Origin of the sequence: Salipiger sp. HF18 (assembly GCF_011806505.1) — a bacterium.
Classification (GTDB): Bacteria; Pseudomonadota; Alphaproteobacteria; order Rhodobacterales; family Rhodobacteraceae; genus Salipiger; species Salipiger thiooxidans.
The window spans coordinates 1-885 of record NZ_JAATOS010000876.1; the positions used below are offsets into that span (position 1 = coordinate 1).

Genomic DNA, 885 nt, shown 5'->3' on the forward strand with positions numbered 1-885 from the left:
GGTGTCATCAAGATCGAGATGCACGTCCTGCCGGACGTCTACGTGGAATGCGAGACCTGCAAGGGCAAGCGCTACAACCGCGAGACGCTCGAGATCCGCTTCAAGGGCAAGTCCATCGCCGACGTGCTCGACATGACGGTGGAAGAGGGGCAGGAGTTCTTCAAGGCGGTGCCCTCGATCCGCGAGAAGATGGACGCGCTGGTCCGCGTGGGGCTGGGCTACATCAAGGTGGGCCAGCAGGCGACGACGCTCTCGGGCGGCGAGGCGCAGCGGGTGAAGCTTTCCAAGGAACTGGCGAAACGCTCCACCGGGCGCACGCTCTACATCCTCGACGAGCCCACGACGGGCCTGCATTTCGAGGACGTGAAGAAGCTTCTCGAGGTGCTGCACGAGCTGGTCGAACAGGGCAACACGGTGGTGGTAATCGAACACAACCTCGACGTCATCAAGACCGCGGACCACCTTATCGACATTGGCCCCGAGGGCGGTGACGGCGGCGGCGAAATCGTCGCGACCGGCACCCCGGAAAAGGTCGCCGAGGTCGCTCGCAGCCACACCGGCCGCTACCTCGGCCCGATGCTGAACCCGGGCAAGGTCGCGGCGGAGTAACTCTCCGCGCGACCCGCCGCACACAGCGCATCGCCGCGCCCCGGCCCGGATCCGAGCGCGGCCTCCAGTCTTCATCTTGCCAGATAAACTCCGGGGGAGTCGCCCAGAGGGCGACGGGGGCAGCGCCCCCTCCGACCTCCCCGTCACGCGGCGGCCGACGACAGCGCTCCAGCCGATCTATCCGCCACGCGGCGACAGGCAGGCAGCGCCTCACTCCTCCGAGCCGTCGCGCCCACGGCTCCGGTTCCCCGGCCAGAGGCACTGAACCACCGCCCT

1 protein-coding gene is annotated in these 885 nt (G+C 67.6%); it reads left to right on the forward strand.

The window, feature by feature from the left end:
- Positions 1–609, forward strand: a 609-nt coding sequence (locus HC022_RS27675; RefSeq protein WP_368484898.1) for an ATP-binding cassette domain-containing protein, incomplete at its 5' end; no start/stop codon positions are given.
- Positions 610–885: the final 276 nt, after the last annotated feature.